The organism is Brevibacterium sp. CT2-23B, assembly GCF_013168765.1.
GTDB lineage: Bacteria > Actinomycetota > Actinomycetes > Actinomycetales > Brevibacteriaceae > Brevibacterium > Brevibacterium sediminis.
Genome location: NZ_JABBYK010000002.1, coordinates 189,729 through 206,614, shown reverse-complemented (window position 1 = coordinate 206,614; position 16,886 = coordinate 189,729). Strand labels below are relative to the sequence as shown.

Genomic DNA, 16,886 nt, shown 5'->3' with positions numbered 1-16,886 from the left:
CACCCTGGTGTGGTTCCGCGACGATCTGCGCGTCGAGGACCACGAGGCCCTGACAGCGGCCTGCGGCGACGGGCAGGTGATCGGCCTCTGGATCAGGGAGTGCCGCGGCGACGACGGCCTGGGCCCACGCCCGCTGGGAGGAGCCACTCGCTGGTGGGCGCACGAATCGCTGCGCGTCCTGGAGACCGAACTCGCACAGCTCGGTATCCCGCTGCTCTTCGCAGCAGGCTCCGCCGCCGACATCGTCCCGCAGGCGGCTGCGGACCTGGAAGTCGATGCTGTGCGATGGTCGCGCCGTTATGCGCCGGCTGCACGTCGCCTCGACGCACAGATCAAGACGGACCTGGCTGATGCCGGTCGTGCCGTGCACTCCCATACCGGCGCGCTGCTCGTCGAACCCTGGACGGTCAGCCCGCAGAGCGGTGATTTCTACAAGGTCTTCACGCCGTTCTTCAACGCTGTGCGCGATCGCGAGGTCGGAGAGGTCCTGCCGCCGCCCGACGAACAGAGCCCCCTGGCTGAGGCAGACCGGAAGAATCTGGACAATCACTCCTGGGGACGCAGTCTCGACGATCTTGGCCTCCTCGACGGAACCGACACGGGCTCGGGCAGCTTCGCCTCGGCGAGGACTCCGCAGTGGTGGCGGACGACCGTGGCCGAGCACTGGAACCCCGGATGCCGGGAAGCGGCCCGTGAGCTCGCGTGCTTGAGCGACGGGATCGACGGTTACGCCGATTCGCATGATGTCCCCGCCGACCCTAACAGCACGTCCGGCCTGTCGCCGCGACTGCGCTTCGGCGAACTATCCCCGCGGCAGCTGCTGGCTGCGGCCCTGGACATACCGGAGATGAGCGACGATGACCGGCATGCATGGATCCGGCAGCTCTACTGGCGGGAGTTCTCCTGGCACCTGACCTATCACCTGCCGGCCGTCGAGTCCGAGCCGATGCGGCCGGAATTCGCATCCTTCCCCTATGAGGACGACCCCGAGGCACTCGACCATTGGCGCAGCGGTACGACCGGGATCGACCTCGTCGACGCCGGCATGGCCCAACTGTGGCAGACCGGATGGATGCACAATCGGGTGCGGATGGCCACGGCGAGCCTTCTCACGAAGAATCTGCTTATCCACTGGTGGCACGGCGAGCAGTGGTTCTGGGACACGCTCGTCGATGCCGATGAAGCCAACAACCCCGTCTCGTGGCAATGGGTGGCCGGGTGCGGCGCGGATGCGGCCCCGTATTTTCGGATCTTCAATCCCGAACGCCAACGTGAGCGTTTCGATCCCAACAACGAGTACGTGGGCAGGTGGTTGGGCCGCGGTCCGGGCGGTCTCACCCGGGCGGAACGCTCGCACGGTGATCGCGAGCCGATCGTCGATCTCAAGGCATCGCGCCAGGCGGCTTTGGCCGCCTATGACCGGATGAAGAGTGAGGCGGAATGAGCACGACGAACGGACGCAGGATTCTCATGGCCGGGTGCGGAGACCTGGGCACTCGGTTGGGCCTGCGACTGGTCGACCAGGGGCACCAGGTGATCGGGCTGCGCCGACGCGTCGCCGAACTGCCCGATGCCTTCGAGGCGATCAGCATGGACCTCTCCCGCTTCGGAGCTCCCGACCGCGATAGGGCAGATGTCCCGGTCCGCAGCGTTTCGCGACTGGGCGCACTCGACGCGGTCGTCATCACTCTCACTTCGGACGAACCGACTCGGACCGGATATGAACGGTCCTACCTCCACGGGCTGAGAGGTCTCGCACGCGTGCTTAAGTCACAGCCGGGCCGAGTCGTCCTGGTCTCCTCCACGCGTGTCCTTGCTGAGGATCCGACGCGTGTGATCACCGAAGACGCTCCGCTCGCTCCAGGGTCCGGGCCGGGTGAGGTCCTCGCTGCGGCCGAGTCCGAGGCGGCCGAGCTCTTCGACCATCTCACGATCGTCCGCCCGGCTGGTATCTACGGGCCTGGCCGCACCCGTCTCATCGACTCCGTGCGACGCGGACAGCAGTTCAACCATCATCGGTGGACGAACCGCATCCACCGAGACGACCTGGTCTACGGCCTCGAGCGCTTGGCACTTGACTCGAAACCGCCGGACCTGGTCCACGCTGTCGATTCCCTGCCTGCTCAGATGGGCGACGTCGCCGCCTTCATCGCTGACCGCCTCGGCGTGCCCGTCCCCGGCCATGTCGAGGACGAGAAGCCGGGCGGTAAACGGATCGATGGAACTCGCTTCGGCTCGCTCATGGGCGAACTCGGCTACCCCACCTACCGGGACGGCTTCGCTTCGATGCTGCCGGCAGCGCCCTGATCACGAACAAGACCGGGGAACATTCACGCTCTCACCCTGCGGCGTGCCTCGGCGGCGATGTTCTTCGCCATCGCGGGAAAGATGAACCGATGGAACGGGGCGACGAGGGCCCAGTAGAGGTGACCGCGTGCCCCGGTGGGGATGAAGGTCGCTGTCTGGTGATACTCGCAGCCATCGTCGGAGTCTGCCAGTGTGAATTCGAGCCACGCGTGACCGGAGACTTTCATTTCGGCGCGCAGCAACAGGCGAGAGTTCCGCTCCAGCCGTTCGACTCTCCACCAGTCGACCGGGTCTCCGATCCGCAGGGCGTCCGGCAGCCGTCGACCTCGGTTGAGGCCAGCGCCCCCGACGGCTTTGTCCCAGACTCCACGAGCCTTCCACGCCAGCGGCCAGGAGTACCAGCCATTGGATCCGCCGACGCCCTCGACCACGGGCCACACATCGGCGGCTGAGAGACCGGGGATCGCCGCCGACCGTTCATCGGTGAAGATGCGGCGGCCCGCCCACTGCGGGTCGTTCGGCAGCGGCTGGGCCGCCTCGTCGAGTCCTCCGGCATCGGCGTCCCAGTTCGTATCTACGGCGCCTTCGACTTCACGACGTAATGCGAGTCGGACGGCGTCGCCGAATTCGATGAGACCGGATTCGGGCGGCCGGATGACCTCGTCGACATCGTGTGACGAGGCCACCGCATCCTCCTGCAGAGACTGGACGAGCGGCAGTGTGAGAGCGAACGGCAGCGGAGTGACCAGTCCGACCCAGATACCTGACAGGGTCGGGGCGGGAAGCGGCAGGGCGATGACGTGACGGGGCTTGAGACCGGCGACAGCGGCAAAGGTGCGCATCACCTCGGCGTAGGTGAGGATCTGCCGCGAACCGATATCAAACGAGCGGTTGACCGTTCCTTCCACATCCGCGGCGGAAAGAAGGTAGTAGAGAGCGTCGCGGACCGACAGCGGCTCGACGCGGTTGGCCACCCAGTCCGGTGCCGGCATCCACCTCAGCGTCAGGGCGAGATGGCGGATCATCTCGAACGAGGCAGAGCCGGAGCCGATGATGATGCCGGCGTTGAACACGATCGCGTCAACCTCGGAGTCGAGCAGGATGCGCCCGACGGTCGCCCGCGAGCGCATGTGCTTCGACAACTTGCGCCCTTCGGGATGCAGCCCTCCGAGGTAGACGATGCGACCCACGCCGGCAGACGCGGCAACGCCGACGAAACGCTTGGCAGCTTCGGCCTCGGCAGCCTCGAAGTCCCCACCGGACCCCATGGAATGCACTAGGTAATAGGCCGTATCGATGCCGCTGAGGCTGTCCTCGAGACCGCGACCGGTGTCGAGGTCGATGGTCCTCACGTCGACATCGGCTGCCCATGGAACCTGCTTGAGCTTCTCCGGTCGCCGCACTCCGACTCGGACCTGGTGACCGGCCTGCAACAGTCGCGGTACGAGGCGTCCCCCGATATAGCCGGTCGCCCCGAGCACGAGGACACGGCGCGAGACCCGGGCCTGCCGAATGACTTCGTCGCCAGGTGGCTTCGAGTTGTTCGGGGTCGGACTATTCGTCGGTCGATTCATCAGAGGGTCCTTCCGGCCTGCCGAGATCGGCTGTCATGGACCAACCCTACACGTTGTATTAACTCATTGGTTAATATCTACCGATAGATACTTACTCCTCAGTCCGCCAGCGCAGCGCCGACGTCGTAGCGGAGGATCGCAGCGATGCCTTCAGGCATCGGCTCATGACTGAGCTCGATCTCTGCTGAAGACAGAACAGCTTGGGCAATGATGTCTGCTTCGCCCTCTGCTGCCTCAGCATCGTCGAGCAGCAGGGTCGCCACCGCACCGCGCTCGACTGCCTTCGCGACTTCGGCATGGCCCTCGACCGCACGGTCGTGGGCCTTACTCTCGGCCAGTCTTTCGGAGTTCTCGGCCTCGCGTTCGCCGGCGAGTCTCGTCACGAGCGTTCGCACCGCCACATCGATTGCCTCTTCGGCACCGTCATCGTCGTTGCCGCCTTCTGAGATCTCGTGAAGCAGCTCTTCGGCCCTCACTGACAGTTCGGCCTTGACGACCGTTCTGCCCTGCACTTCACCTGCCAGAACCACCGCATCAGGCGCGTTCTCCGTGATGAGCCGATCGACGAAGTCGGACACGCTGCGGGCGTTCGCTTTGATGATCTCGTCGACGCGGCGGCGGATCTGGTTGTGCGAATATGCTCCTCGCCGCGGCTTGTTGATGTCTTCGTCGTTGTCGCCGGTCACGTGGACCGACTCGTTCTCGGTGCGTTCGCGATCCGGAGTCACGCTCAGTTCGCGGACGGCCGCACCATCCTGCCCGGCGATGACGAGAACGACATCGAACTGTCTGCACTCCTGGCGGAGGTAGGCTCCGAGTTCGGGGACGTCTCCGAAGTACGCCGCGTCGCCATCTCCCAGCGCCGCGTCCCAGTGTTCGTCCAGCAGAACTCCCCCCGAGTTCGCAACGATGGTCCGACCGTCTGTGTGCACTTCGGTGGGTTCGTCGACGAGGATGATCGCATCGATGGACTCGAGGAGAGACTCCCCTGCCCCGCTTTCGGACAGCTGGTCTCGCAGCTCCGACCAGCGCAGGCGCAGCTGCGTCTCGGCATCGGCTGATGGAGTTCGTCCCTCAAGGTAGACGGTGGCATATGAACCGCCGCTCTCGTAGACCGTGCGCAAGTGATTGTTCATCCCTTGTTCCTCCTCAGCATCTGTGTTCACCTGTCGGAATCCCGCTGGATTCCGCCGCGCTCTGCGCGGTCCTCTCAGCCTGGCATTGTGCGACGACCCCTGTAAACAGTCTTGACAATCCGCGCCAGCCGCTTTACCTGTCCCGGCCTTCTACTCGTGCACACGTCTGTTGTCTGTGAGTCACCTGCAGCTGTTGAGGGGTGCGGGGCCTCAATCTAACGTGGACCTCAATCTGACCAGTTCGTCAGCAATCTGATCAGTTCGTCAGTCGAGGAGGCATTATGACCGCCGAAAAGCTAGGGCCAGACGTTCCCCATGAGCGTGGTCGCCCGATCCAGTGGGCGGCTCTCATCGTCACCATACTCTTCCTGGCAGCCGGCGTCCTCGGGTTCATCCCGGGAGCGACGTCGAACTATATGTCGATGCGATTCGCCGGCCACCATTCGACCGCGCTGCTTTTGGGCCTGTTCCAGGTCTCGATCCTGCACAATATCGTCCACTTGCTTTTCGGCATCGTCGGGGCCCTCGTCCGCCGCTCCCCTACCGGGTCGTTCCATTACCTGCTGTGGGGCGGAATCGTCTACGCCGTCCTGTGGATTTACGGGCTCGTCATCGGTTCAGAATCCGCGGCGAATTTCGTTCCCCTCAACACTCCGGACAACTGGCTGCATTTCGGGCTGGCGATCGTGATGATCGGCAGCGCACTCGTTCTCAACCGCCGACGCTTCAAGACCAAGGACCCCTGATCAACTCGCTCACCGAGGTTGCAGAAGGCATCCATCGCGTCGACGATTCGATCGTCACTTAGTACATCATCGAAGGCGCAGAGGGACGTCTCGTGCTGGCGAAACCTCAGGACTCGCGGCCGGTGAGCTTATCGCGCAGTTTCGGGAACTGCTCGTCTTCTTCGTCCTGAGCATGATGATCGAGCAGCTGCTCGAGCTCGATGACCTTTTCGAGGAAAGCGCTCTCGGTGACGTCGAGGTCTATGGTCCCTCGTCCATAGACCGCATCGCGAAAGGCCCATCGTCCGGTGCATCAGATTCTCGTTCGCGAGCGCACGGCAGGTGAGGCATTAGTCCTATTGCCGTGTCAGCGCACTGTACGTATAGTTCGAGCAGGTCAAGAAGTCGGCCCTCTCCTTTGTGAGGTACGGGTATGCCCAAGAGTCTTGGCAGTAGAAGCGAAACGCCGGTCGACCCTCTTCGAGTCGCCGAACTTCCGACGGGAATGGACGAAGCGGACTCCTACTCCGTCATCGATGATCGAGAAGCAGCCGCTTTTGAGCTTCGTCGCGCCGGTGACGTGGTTGCGGCGCTGTACTACACACTCGATGAAGAGAATCAGCAGGCCGTCTTCGTCTGCTGCGAGATCGAGGAGACGCTGGCCGCCGCACAACACTGCAGGATGCTCTTGACAACGGCAACCGAAGCCGTGGAAAGCCGAGGAATGTCGGTGTCAGTGACCTGGCCAGTGGCCCTCAAGGTGAGAGAGGTTTCACACTGATGCCGGAGAGACTCAGGCTTGACAGTCTGGACACGATCGAAGAGCTCGCAACGTCCGGGCGACCGCTCTATGTCCGCTATTCGGAAGGCTACGAGAGTGACACCCAGGGCGGGAGCATCGACTTCGAGTCGGGTCTCGAGCTGCCCGGCCTGGCCGTCAATCCTCTAACCCCTGAAGACTGGTGGACCCGCCCACTGGGCGATTGGCTGGCTCGCCAGCTCTGCCAGTACAAGCATCTCCAGGAGAAGAACCCCGACCGCTTCGCCTGGATACTCACCGGAGAGCAGGTGGGGCGTGGTCCTGACTGCGAACCGCTGCTCGTCGAGGTAGAACCGATCGCCCGCCTTTCCCCGAGGCTGCTCGACGAAGCGGAGAAGCGCTACCGGCGGAATTTCGACGCGGAGAAGGGTCCCGAGGACTCGGAACCCGCATAGGAGGATTCCTCAGCGGCGAGGGCCCGACACCTGGTCATCAGGTCTCGGGCCCTCACTTTCACCTCTCAGTAGTGTGCGGGCGGGTCGCTCGCGGGGAACGATTCTTCCTCCCACTCATCCACCAATTCATCCTCGTGCTGCTTCGAAGCGGAATCCGTACCGGGCTTTTCCGCAACATCGTCTTTGGCTTCCTCGGGGACCTTTGTCGGTTCCTTCTCGTCTTCGCTGTGAACACTCATCACGATCTTCCTTCCTCCATCGAGTGTATGAACCCATGCTGACACTGTTTCAGGCGGCTCGGTAGGGGTGTTGCCCGGTATGCCGATCGTGTCATCGTGTCCCAGCCTGACCGCCTGAACAATTGCCCGGAACCGATTTTGGGCATATCACCAGCCTTGAGTAAGATATTGCAAGGTCAAGCAGGCGGCCTCCAGATGTGAGGACCCCTGATTGTGTATCGCCTTCCCCTTCACCCGCAGATTCTCGCGCGGACCATCCATGCCAGCGGCTCAGAACTGAACCGCAGACGTTGAAGGACACCGTTGCTGCGTCCGACCCCCACCGCGAATCGGTCGCAGAACTCCTCATCAGACTCCTTGCCTCAGAAGACGAGCTCGGCAGCTTCGTGGATGAGCTCGCATTCATGGCCGCCGCCGAAATCGGGCAGGACTCTCCGGTCTCGTGCGGGATCATGCTGGTCCGCAGCAGACGCAGCACCATTGTCTGCGGCAGCGACGACGCAGCGAGACGATTCGAAGACATCCACACCTATCTCGGAGCGGGACCGCGTGTGGAGGCGAAGAAGACCGGTGCGATCATCTGCGTCGAGGACGCCGAGGATGAGAAGCGCTGGCGAGACTTCATGGAGATCGCTGTGCTTCACGATCTGCGAAGCTTGGTGGCGGTCCCGCTCGACATCGACGACACTGCGCAAGCGGTCGTGACCTTCTACGCCATGCAGCCCCACAGCTTCGGGGAGCCGACGCTCTCGGCCGTGCAGAGATTCGTGGAACCGGTGAAGAGGTCATTGCGAGTGGCGGTCCGAACCGCCCGCTTCGCCGAGGCGGCCGAACACCGACAGCGGGCGATGGAATCGCGCACCGTCATCGACGTGGCCATCGGAATCACGATGGCCCAGGCGGCCTGCAGCCAGGATGAAGCTGTCGCCATTCTCAAGAGGGCCTCATCGCATCGCAATATCAAACTGCGCACGCTCGCCGGAGAACTCGTCAACTCACTCGGTCAGCCCGAGCCGATCACGCCATTCACCGAGTGAGTGACCGGCCTTCCAGCGGATTGTCGAAATGTTCGGTCGACGCACTCGAGACCACCCCGTAGACTGATTCTTCATCCGCGCACTCCAGCGAAAGGTGATCCGAATGTCAACCGACGACAACAGCACCGACGGCAGCACCGCCGACAGCATGCGCAAGGCAACGGAGAATCTCGACCACGAAGCCGGAGGCGCGCCGTCGTCCGAGTATCTCGACAAGGTCGACCCCGACGACTTCGGCCGGAAGGACGAGACCGCCGAGGATGAGAATCACGAGGACGAGGAGAACGCCGACGAGGAGGACGAGCCGGCTGATACGCCGTCGACAGATCGCTGATCGCCTTCGTCGTCACTGCGTCGCGGGGAACATCTCCTCAACGATGTCGAGCAGAGCCATCGCCTCGTCATAGTCGCCGCGCATCGACCAGTACGGGAGATCGTGGGCCTGACCGGATTCGAAAGCTGGGATGCGGTCGTACGACGTTTCGTCCTTGAGGTCGTCGACGCCGATGCTCGCATTGTTGAAGCCGACCACGAAGACCGTCTCGGAGCGAAGAACATCAGGCAGCACCTCGAGCGAGGGTCCGAACATGTCTCCGCCCGCAGTGTAGGGTTCGATGTCGTTCTCGTCGAACAGCGGAGCAGTCGTGAAGCCGAGCGGTTTCAGCTCCGCCGACAGGCTCTTGTCCTCGATGAGGATATAGGGAGTGTCCTTGCTGTCGAGCGTGAGGATGGAGATCTCTCCCTCGGGGATCGAGATGGTGTCCTTCACCTCGGCAACTCGGTCCTCATAGGCTGACTCGAACTTCTCATAGTCCGCCTGTCGGCCCAACACGTCGGAGGCAATGAAGGAGAACTGGTCCTGCCAGGTCTGCTTGTCTCCTGATACGAGTACTGTGGGCGCCACTTCCTGCAGTCTGTCGTAGGAGTCGGTCGCGTGCTTGAGTGGGAATCCGATCCCTCCGGCGATGATGAGGTCGGGCTCGGCTTCAATGATGGCTTCGAGATCGAATCCATCGTTGCTCCACGGCAGGAATTCGGTTCCCTGCGCCTCAGCCTTCTCAGTCCAGAACGGCGAGAACTCCCCGTCGGTTTCCGTGACCTCGGGAGTCGTGGCCACGACAGGCACATCGAGGTCGAAGAGATAACCGGCGAGAGCGTAGTTGAGCACAACCACCCGCTGCGGATCGGCCGGAACCTCGACCTCGCCCTGTTCGGTTACGACCGTACGGGCCTCGGATCCAGTCGCCGAAGGACCAGTCTCGGACGTATTCGTGGGACCTGCACAGGCGGTGATGAGCAGAAGACTTGCACCCATGAAGAGCGCACTGATTCGACGGAGCAAGGACATTGACTACCTCGATTGACGGGTACGGACTAGACTCGAAGAACATAGCCCAGCCTAACCAAACTTCTCGCTTCACTTACGACAAAGGCGACATCATCACCCGACCAACACGACACGCTCGCCTGCGACGAGACGACAGCGGGACGGAACGACCAGTGCTCCTCACCGGGCATGATTGGCACAGCCATTCATACCCTCTGCTCATCCATGTCATCAGCGGCTCCGTGGACGTCCATCTGCGCGGGCGCGGGTTCGAATTGACGCATCACAGCCTCGCCTCCGAGTCCAGCCTGTGGCTGGGCTCGGGCATCGACCACTCGGTCACGACGAAATCGGACTCCATCATGCTCGGCCCACGATTGTCACCGCAGACGGAACCGCCCGAAGGGTTCCTCCACATCCGCCGGTCAACCGCCATCCGCGAAACCGCCCTGCTCATCCTCGCCTCGTCTCCGAACAGCGAGGCCGAGCGCCGGCCGCTCAGGGAAGCCCTCGACGCAGAGCTGGGCACCTTCGCCGTTGATGACTTCCCGATTCCGGAACCGCAATACCGCGCAGTCCAAGCGATCGTGGACGACCCCATGAGCCTGATAGTGCCGTTGACCGCAGTCGCCCAGCGACATTCGATGAGCAAACGGCACGTCGAACGGATCATCAAAGACGACCTGGGCATGTCTTTCGTGCAGTGGAGGACGCGGAAGCGACTCAACCTGGCCCTGCGCAGAATCCGCGCAGGATTCACAGTTGCCTCCGCTGCCCGATCCGTCGGCTACCTCGGATCCGATGGGCTCATCAGGGCGATCAGTCGCCTCACCCACCTCACCCGCGAAGAGCTCTCCGGCGACCTGGCGGGTGCGGTCGCGGATTCCCGCACAAGGTGACCGATACTCCGGCTATCGCCGCTCGTGGTGACCGCCGACCTACCGGACAGCCCCCTCAGAACTTCGGCACGTCGGCGATCAGCGCCCGCGTGTACTCGTGCGATGGATCCTCGAGCACCGAGGCGGTCGGCCCGTAGTCGACGATCTTGCCCTTATTGAGCACCGCGAGGTTGTCGGCGATATGCCGCGACAGCGCAATATTGTGGGTGACGAAGAGCATCGCCAGCTGACGTTCCTCCCGCAGGGTGCGCAGCAGCGCCACGATCGATGCCTGCACGCTGACGTCGAGTGCCGAGGTGATCTCGTCACAGACCATCACCGACGGCGCGTTGACCAGCGCTCGAGCAATCGCGGCCCTCTGCCGCTCACCGCCGGAGAGGTCGCCGGGGCGTCGGTGATAGAACGACCGTCCCAACCGCACCGAGTCGAGTGCTTCCTCGACGGTGGCCTTCCTGCTCGCGGCCGTACCGTTACCGCTCATCTCCAACGGCACCGTCAACGACTGACCGATCGACCGCCGCGGGTTGAGCGAGGAGAACGGTGACTGGAACACGTATTGGATGCCCACCCGCTGTTCGTTCGTGCGTTTGCGCGTCGACCGAGCCAACTCGGTTCCCCGCAACTTCACCGCTCCTTGGTAGTCGTCGTTGAGCCCGGCCACGCACTGCGACAGTGTCGTCTTGCCCGATCCCGATTCGCCGAGCAGCATCGTGCATTCCCCCGGCTCCAGGACCATATTGATCCCGTCGAGGATCTGCGCCTTCCCGTAGGCGAGCGCCACATCCTTGACCTCGAGCAGAGGCGCGTTCGCCGCGGCGGACTTGCCCTTCCCCTCCACAGCGGAGACATCGGAATCAACCGCCGAGGCGGCCGCCCCGTCAGCATCGGACCGATCCGATCCCGAGTCGTCGGGCTTCTCCCCCGTCGACACGAGAATATGTGTCTTCTCATCAGCCTCGGCGACGGCTTTCGCTTCCGCGGCCCCGTCGCCGATGGTCTTGCGTCCGGCAAGATCGGGCACAGCCGCCATGAGCATCTTCGTGTACTCGTGCTGCGGACGTTCGAGCACCGCCGACACCGGGCCTTCTTCGACGAGGTCGCCGCGCAGCATCACAGCGACCCGGTCGGAGATGTCCTTGATCACCGCAAGATCGTGGGTGATGTAGAGACCGGCGACGTTGTTCGCCACCGTCATCTGCCGGATCGTGTCGAGCACGACCGACTGCGTGGACACGTCCAGGCCGGTGGTCGGTTCGTCGAGGATGAGCACGTCGGGATACATCGCGAAGGCCATGGCGATGCCGATGCGCTGCTGCTGACCGCCGGACAGTTGATGGGGCCAGCGTCGCTGATAGGCACGATCCCCGGGTAAGCCGACGTCGACGAGCACCTCTGCGACGCGATCAGCTCGCTCACGATCCGAGGCTCCGAAGTCGTGGATGTCGAGGACTTCCTGGATCTGCTCGCCCACTCGCATGGCCGGGTTGAGCGAGAGTGCCGGGTCCTGAGGGATGTATGCGATTCGGGATCCACGCAGATCTCGCAGGGCCACCTCGTCGAGGTCGCCGACCTCAAGGTGGGTGGCGTCACCGCGCGGCCAGATGCTCACGGACCCGGACCCGAACTTCAGGCCCTCCCGGAAGTGCCCCATACAGGCCAGACCGGCCGTGGTCTTACCGGAACCCGACTCCCCCACTAGCCCGAGGATCTCGCCTCGGGACAGGGCGAAGTCGACGCCGTGAAGGATCTCGTCGCCGGCGTTCGTGAGCACGCGCAGGTCGCTGACGCGCAGAACGATCTTCTCGTTCGGTTCGTTCGCATCATCGTGGCGAACGGTCTCTGTCTTCGGGCTCATCATGCCTCCACGGATGTCGATGCGGTAGCTCGGGCGAAGGAGTCCGCGAGCAGGTTGGTGCCGATGGTCAGCAGTGCGATCGCGATGACCGGCAGCAGCACGCCCCAGGGTTGGATGGACAGGGCGATGCGGTTCTCGTTGATCATCAGACCCCAGTCGGCCGCGGGCGGCTGCAGGCCGAGTCCGAGGAACGACAGCGACGCGATGTAGCCGATCGAGTAGGTCAGACGCAGGCCCGCCTCTACGCTCAACGGGCCGGTGATGTTGGGCAGCAGCTCACGGATGAGCACCTTCCACCGGGGCATCGCGTACATCTCGGCCGCCTTGATGTAGTCCTCGGTGATGACGCCCAGGGTCGCGGACCTCGCGACACGGGCGATGCGTGGTGCGTGGGTGAGGCCGATGACGGTCACGAGCACCCATCCCTGCGGGCCCAACACTGTGATCGCCAGGAGGGCGAACACGAGCTGCGGGATAGCCAGGATGACGTCGTTGAGCCGCATGATCACGGCGTCGAAGGTTCCTCCGACATAGGCGGCGAGCATGCCGATGATCGCACCGACGACCATGCCGAGCGCCGTGGCGAGCACACCGTAGACGATGAGTGTCACACCGCCGGCGAGGAACCGGGAGAACACATCGCGGCCGAGGTTGTCCGAGCCGAACAGACCGTAGGGACTGAACGGCTTCGTGACGAACTCGGTGGCGGTGTTGCCCGTCGCCCAGGGCAGCAGCAGCGGACCGCACAGGGCGAGCGCGACGACGACCACGGTGATGATCAGGCCGATTTTGCCCTGTTTCTGCGCGAGCACCCGCTTGTAGAAGGGAACGTAGGTGGTGGCGGATTCCTTGGGAACTTCAGCGGCATCGGTGGCCGCGGACTTGAGGTCGTCAAGGCTGTGGGCGTCGGTGCTCATGCTGCGCTCCTGAGTTTCGGGTTGGTGAGGATGCCGACGACGTCGGCTGCCAGGTTCACCACGACGTAGACCGCGGCGACGAGCATGGAGATCGCCTGGACGACCTGCACGTCACGGTAGGTGACCGCATCGATGAGTGCTTGGCCGAGTCCCGGGTAGCGGAACAGGAACTCGACAACGACCACACCGCCGGCCAGCCAGGCCAGCTGGATCGCGACGACCTGAGCGACCGGTCCGAGTGCGTGGGGCACGGCATGGCGCATGATCACGCGCTTCTCCGGGACACCTTTGAGCCTGGCCATCTCGACGAATCCGGAGTCGAGGACTTCGATCATCGTCGCCCGCATCATCCGCACGATGTAGGGGGTGACGACGAGGATGAGTGTCAGGGTCGGCAGGATGAGCTGCTCAGGCCGGTTCCACACGGGTTCTCCCGGCGGGGCCAGGGTGACGGCCGGCAGGATCTGGAATACCGAGGTGGCGAAGATGGCAATGAGGCCGATGCCGATGACGAACTCGGGCATGGCCGCCAGCACAAGGCTGACTCCGGTCATCGCCTGATCGCGGCGCTTCCCGCGGTGCAGCGCCTGAAAGACGCCGAGTCCGATGCCCAAGGGCACGGAGATGATCGCGGCCAGTCCCATGAGGATGAAGGAGGCACCGATCCGATCGCCGAGGAGTGCCCCGACGGATCCTCCCGTCGCCGAGGAGGTTCCGAAGTCGCCGACGAACAGTCCTCCCAGCCAGGTGAAGTACCGCTGCCAGGCGGGTTGGTCGAGTCCCAGCTGTTCGTTCAGGGCTGCGATGCGCTCCGGGGTGGCCTGTTGGCCGAGGATCGCCCTAGCGGCGTCGCCGGGCAGCAGCAGGGTGGCGCCGAAGACGAGCAGGGAGACTGCGATGAGGATGAACGCGGAGAAAAGCAGCCGCTTACCGATGACTTTTCCGAACATGTCAGACCTCTCCGATCCATACGCGGTCGAATCTCCAACCGCTCAGGGGTCGTCCTGTTGAGTTGGGGACGAGCCCGCCGACGTACTTCTGGAAGGCGTCGACCTGGTTGGCGAAGCCCCAGACGATGTATCCGCCGTCGTCGTAGAGCATCTTCTGCAGCTCGTGTTCAAGGTCTCGCCGCTCCCCTGCGTCAGGAATGGCTCGAGCTTTGTCGAAGACCTTGTTGAACTTCGGTTCGTCCCAGTGGGTTTCGTTGAAGGGTGATTCGGACAGTGCGCAGGAGATGACCTGCGGCATGAAGTCACGTGTGTACCAGAAATCCTGGGCGAAGTCCCATTGGAGGTATCCGTCGCCGAAGAACGTGGTGGCGTCGACCTTGCGGATCTTGACTCGGATTCCGGCGTCGGCGGCCTGTTGGGCGAAGACCTGGGCGGCTTCGACGGCTCCGGATTGGATGGGGGCGGTGACGAGTTCGACGTCGAGCCCGTCGGGGTAGCCCGCCTCGGCGAGGAGCTTCTTCGCTTTGTCCAGGTCCTGTTTGCGCTGCGGGAACTTCGGGTAGTTTTCGCTCAGCGGACCGAACATGTCGTTGCCCAGGGTGCCGTAGCCGGAGAGCACCTGTTCGATCATCTGCTCCCGGTCGACGACGAGCCGGAAGGCCTGCCGGACCTTGACGTCGTCGAAGGGCTTCTTGTCCACGCGCATGGTGAAGGGCAGCCACATGCCGGTCTTCGAGTTGAGGATGGACATGCGCTCATCGGCGGCGATGACTTCCACGAGGGCGAGTGGGATGCCGGCGATCGCGTCCACCTGGGTCGACAGGAGGGCGTTGATGAGGGCATCGTCGTCGTTGAAGTTGAGCACCTCCACCTCGTCGAGGTACATCTTGTCGAAATCGAAATAGTGCTCATTGGGCACGAGCACCGTCGACTGAGCAGCCGTGAAGGATTTGAGTTTGAACGGTCCCGAGCACACCGGGTTTTCCGGGTCGTAGCCGACGGGGACGATGGCGGCGGTGTATTCGGCGACGGCGTCCTTGAACAGGCCGTTGGGTTCGCTGAGTCGGAATTCGACGGTGCGGTCATCTTTGGCGACGACTTTCTCCAGCATGGAGAAGTTCGCGGCCGCAGTCTTCGGATCGTCGGGGTCATTGATCCGCTCGAACGTGAACACGACGTCTTCGGAGGTGATCGGCTTGCCGTCGGAGAACTTGATGCCCTCCTTCAGCGTGCACGTCCACACGGTGGAGTCGGAGTTGGCCTTGATCGATTCGGCCAGCAGGGGCACGACCTGGGAGTCGTCGTCCCAGCCGTAGAGGGCGTTGTAGAGGTTGACGGCTCGGCAGACGTCGCCGTTGTTGACGGGGATGTGGGCGTCGACGGTGTCCGCGGAGTTGCCGCCGGTGACTCCGACGCGCAGGGTTCCGCCTTTGACGGGCTTGCCGGCGTCGGCGGCACCGACTTCCCCGCCGCCGCAGGCGCTCAAGCCCGCGACGCCGGCCACGGCAAGGCCTGCGCCCAGCGCTTGTCTTCGGTTCGGTGATCTCATGTGCCTTCTTCCTAGGACGTCGGTTCGGGTCGGCCGGCTGTGGCGACCCGGTCTGACTTCGGGTGTCGGGTGTCGTCGGTGGACGCGTCGTTGTTGAGGATGTGAGCAGCGAGGTAATTCTCGAGCATGGTCAGTGCCTCGTCATCGGTGATGGGCATGTGCTCGGTGGTGCGGGCAACGCCGAGGCCGTCGATGAAGATCGACAGGGATTTCACCATCAGTGCGGTGTTGCCTTTCCGGATCGTTCCCGTGCGCTGGCCGCCGTCGATGACGGTGGTGATCATGTCCATCCATTCGCCGTAGACGGCGGTGAGGTTCGCACGGGCGCTTTCGTCGGTGGCTGCACGGGCCCAGCATTGGAGCCAGATCGACCACACTCTCCGGATCTTCGGGTCGACTCCGGCATGGATGCGTGCGAAGTGGCGGAGCACGCCGATGGGGTCGGCGGAATCGTTGAGGTGGCGGGTCTCGGCGATGACGTCGAGAGAGTAGCGAAGGGCCGACTGCAGCAGCTGGTCTTTCGTCCGGAAGTGGTAGTTCACCGCCGAGATGGTCACCGAGGCGGCACGGGCGACGTCCTCGGTGCGGACCTTGTCGATGCCGAGATCGGCATAGAGCCGCCAGGCTGCCGCGATGATCTTCACCCGATTGCGGGTGCCCTTCGACATCCAGTCCGCCGTGGGCGGCGGAGCGGGGGTCTCTCCCCCGTCAGCAGCCGCCGGCGCATCGTTCGCATGAGTCGCTGGCTCATCCTCATGTGCGGCGGCAGCTTCGGAGACGATCGTTCGCCGAGGCGGCTGTGCCGTTCGCCCGGTCGTCAGCCAATCCGTGGTGACCCCGGTGAGTTCGGCGATGTGAGAGATCTCCTCAACCCGGAATTTTCGTGTTCCAGCGAGGGATTTCGAGAGTTTGCTCGCGTCCAGCCCGACCTGTCGGGCGACTTCGCTGTGGTTGATTCCCGCGTCTCGGATAGCTGTGCGGACACGGGTGACCAGCAACGTCTGTGCGCTGTCAGCGCCATTGCTTGTCGTGACCACCACTATAGTGTGCACGTGAGTTGCGATTTTGGCAAGACTTACTGGGGCTTTGGGCTGTGCTCGGTACACAAATGAAACGGTGAGCGAACTCTGTAGTTCACACGTTCCCCGCGTTACCA

At 63.5% G+C, this 16,886-nt stretch carries 17 protein-coding genes; 8 read left to right on the top strand and 9 right to left on the bottom strand.

From position 1 onward, the window contains the following. Positions 1 to 7: 7 nt before the first annotated feature. Both HIM68_RS06060 and HIM68_RS06055 read left to right on the top strand, forming a co-directional pair. Positions 8 to 1,444, top strand: a complete 1,437-nt coding sequence (locus tag HIM68_RS06060) for a deoxyribodipyrimidine photo-lyase (protein WP_367647452.1) — start codon at positions 8 to 10, stop codon at positions 1,442 to 1,444. After that, the gene (locus HIM68_RS06055) at positions 1,441 to 2,307 is read left to right on the top strand and encodes an NAD-dependent dehydratase (RefSeq protein WP_172170660.1); all 867 of its coding nucleotides are present in this window, start codon (positions 1,441 to 1,443) and stop codon (positions 2,305 to 2,307) included. The genes HIM68_RS06060 and HIM68_RS06055 overlap by 4 nt, the downstream gene beginning before the upstream one ends. Positions 2,308 to 2,330: 23 nt before the next feature. Here the strand turns inward: HIM68_RS06055 and HIM68_RS06050 are convergent, their stop codons facing one another. Together HIM68_RS06050 and HIM68_RS06045 are read right to left on the bottom strand one after the other, a co-directional pair. Continuing rightward, positions 2,331 to 3,881, bottom strand: coding sequence for an SDR family oxidoreductase (locus HIM68_RS06050; protein ID WP_172170658.1), 1,551 nt, complete (start codon positions 3,879 to 3,881; stop codon positions 2,331 to 2,333). 98 nt (positions 3,882 to 3,979) lie between these two features. Continuing rightward, positions 3,980 to 5,017, bottom strand: a complete 1,038-nt coding sequence (locus HIM68_RS06045) for a Vms1/Ankzf1 family peptidyl-tRNA hydrolase (protein ID WP_172170656.1) — start codon at positions 5,015 to 5,017, stop codon at positions 3,980 to 3,982. Positions 5,018 to 5,298: 281 nt separating this feature from the next. On the opposite strand from HIM68_RS06045, the gene HIM68_RS06040 reads away from it, so the two are divergent. The 3 genes from HIM68_RS06040 (at position 5,299) to HIM68_RS06030 (ending at position 6,957) form a co-directional block, all read left to right on the top strand. Further along, the gene (locus HIM68_RS06040; protein WP_172170654.1) at positions 5,299 to 5,763 is read left to right on the top strand and encodes a DUF4383 domain-containing protein; all 465 of its coding nucleotides are present in this window, start codon (positions 5,299 to 5,301) and stop codon (positions 5,761 to 5,763) included. Positions 5,764 to 6,175: 412 nt separating this feature from the next. Further along, positions 6,176 to 6,523, top strand: coding sequence for a hypothetical protein (locus tag HIM68_RS06035; protein WP_172170652.1), 348 nt, complete (start codon positions 6,176 to 6,178; stop codon positions 6,521 to 6,523). Then, on the top strand, positions 6,523 to 6,957 hold the full coding sequence (locus HIM68_RS06030; RefSeq protein WP_172170650.1) for a DUF6098 family protein: 435 nt from the start codon (positions 6,523 to 6,525) through the stop codon (positions 6,955 to 6,957). The genes HIM68_RS06035 and HIM68_RS06030 overlap by 1 nt, the downstream gene beginning before the upstream one ends. A 65-nt stretch (positions 6,958 to 7,022) precedes the next feature. Here HIM68_RS06030 and HIM68_RS06025 read toward each other — a convergent pair whose 3' ends face one another. Continuing rightward, positions 7,023 to 7,196 carry a hypothetical protein gene (locus HIM68_RS06025; protein ID WP_172170329.1) on the bottom strand — a complete coding sequence of 58 codons (174 nt, stop codon included), beginning with the start codon at positions 7,194 to 7,196 and terminating at the stop codon, positions 7,023 to 7,025. Positions 7,197 to 7,486: 290 nt separating this feature from the next. Here HIM68_RS06025 and HIM68_RS06020 point away from each other — a divergent pair, with 290 nt between their 5' ends. Together HIM68_RS06020 and HIM68_RS06015 are read left to right on the top strand one after the other, a co-directional pair. Beyond that, on the top strand, positions 7,487 to 8,233 hold the full coding sequence (locus HIM68_RS06020; protein WP_172170648.1) for a GAF and ANTAR domain-containing protein: 747 nt from the start codon (positions 7,487 to 7,489) through the stop codon (positions 8,231 to 8,233). A gap of 103 nt (positions 8,234 to 8,336) precedes the next feature. Then, positions 8,337 to 8,567, top strand: coding sequence for a hypothetical protein (locus HIM68_RS06015; protein WP_172170646.1), 231 nt, complete (start codon positions 8,337 to 8,339; stop codon positions 8,565 to 8,567). A gap of 12 nt (positions 8,568 to 8,579) precedes the next feature. Here HIM68_RS06015 and HIM68_RS06010 read toward each other — a convergent pair whose 3' ends face one another. Then, the gene (locus tag HIM68_RS06010; protein ID WP_216656965.1) at positions 8,580 to 9,548 is read right to left on the bottom strand and encodes an ABC transporter substrate-binding protein; all 969 of its coding nucleotides are present in this window, start codon (positions 9,546 to 9,548) and stop codon (positions 8,580 to 8,582) included. A 185-nt stretch (positions 9,549 to 9,733) separates the two neighbouring features. Here HIM68_RS06010 and HIM68_RS19305 point away from each other — a divergent pair, with 185 nt between their 5' ends. Then, positions 9,734 to 10,459: a helix-turn-helix domain-containing protein gene (locus HIM68_RS19305; protein ID WP_172170642.1), complete on the top strand. Its 726-nt coding sequence runs from the start codon at positions 9,734 to 9,736 to the stop codon at positions 10,457 to 10,459. A 55-nt stretch (positions 10,460 to 10,514) separates the two neighbouring features. On the opposite strand, the gene HIM68_RS06000 is transcribed toward HIM68_RS19305, so the two are convergent. The 5 genes from HIM68_RS06000 to HIM68_RS05980 are packed head-to-tail and all read right to left on the bottom strand — an operon-like array spanning position 10,515 to position 16,767. Then, positions 10,515 to 12,314, bottom strand: a complete 1,800-nt coding sequence (locus tag HIM68_RS06000; protein ID WP_172170640.1) for an ABC transporter ATP-binding protein — start codon at positions 12,312 to 12,314, stop codon at positions 10,515 to 10,517. Beyond that, a complete protein-coding gene (locus HIM68_RS05995; RefSeq protein ID WP_172170638.1) occupies positions 12,314 to 13,231 on the bottom strand; it encodes an ABC transporter permease in 918 nt (305 codons plus the stop codon). Before HIM68_RS05995 ends, HIM68_RS06000 begins: the two co-directional genes overlap by 1 nt. Then, positions 13,228 to 14,181 (bottom strand): ABC transporter permease, encoded by a 954-nt coding sequence (locus tag HIM68_RS05990; RefSeq protein WP_172170636.1) that lies wholly within the window; start codon positions 14,179 to 14,181, stop codon positions 13,228 to 13,230. Before HIM68_RS05990 ends, HIM68_RS05995 begins: the two co-directional genes overlap by 4 nt. A 1-nt stretch (position 14,182) precedes the next feature. Then, complete coding sequence (locus HIM68_RS05985) at positions 14,183 to 15,730, bottom strand: ABC transporter substrate-binding protein (protein WP_172170634.1); 1,548 nt, start codon at positions 15,728 to 15,730, stop codon at positions 14,183 to 14,185. Positions 15,731 to 15,741: 11 nt separating this feature from the next. Beyond that, positions 15,742 to 16,767 (bottom strand): TetR family transcriptional regulator C-terminal domain-containing protein, encoded by a 1,026-nt coding sequence (locus HIM68_RS05980; protein WP_367647450.1) that lies wholly within the window; start codon positions 16,765 to 16,767, stop codon positions 15,742 to 15,744. Positions 16,768 to 16,886 lie beyond the last annotated feature (119 nt).